This is a genomic window from Streptomyces chisholmiae, assembly GCF_031845445.1.
Lineage (GTDB): Bacteria > Actinomycetota > Actinomycetes > Streptomycetales > Streptomycetaceae > Streptomyces > Streptomyces chisholmiae.
The window spans coordinates 1-469 of the sequence record NZ_JAVREO010000136.1; the positions used below are offsets into that span (position 1 = coordinate 1).

Genomic DNA, 469 nt, shown 5'->3' on the forward strand with positions numbered 1-469 from the left:
GATCCACACGGCCTGGTACACCTGCAGTTCAGACGGTTCGCGGGGTGTCCGATCTGCAATCTGCACCTGCGTTCGTTCGTGGCCCGGCACGCGGAGATCAGTGCCGCCGGTATCCGCGAGGTGGTCTTCTTCCACTCCCCCGCAGCCGAATTGGCCGAGCACACATCGGATCTGCCGTTCGCCACCGTCGCCGATCCGGGCAAGGAGATCTACCGGGAGTTCGGAGTCGAATCCGGTGCCCGGGCACTGCTCGATCCCCGCAGCTGGCCGGCCATCATCCGCGGCGGCCTGCTGACGGTGGGCGGGCGGTTCCGCGCCCCGGCAGGCAGACAGGCCGGTGGCCGGCTCGGGCTGCCCGCAGATTTCCTCGTCGCCCCGGACGGCGTGGTGGTCGCCGCCAAATACGGCTCCCATGCCGACGACCAATGGTCGGTCGATGACCTGCTGCGGGCCGCCGCCGTGCGGCGGT

At 69.7% G+C, this 469-nt stretch carries 1 protein-coding gene; it reads left to right on the forward strand.

The window, feature by feature from the left end; genetic code table 11:
* Window positions 1-469, forward strand: a 469-nt coding sequence (locus RM844_RS32455; RefSeq protein WP_311671030.1) for a peroxiredoxin-like family protein, incomplete at both ends; no start/stop codon positions are given.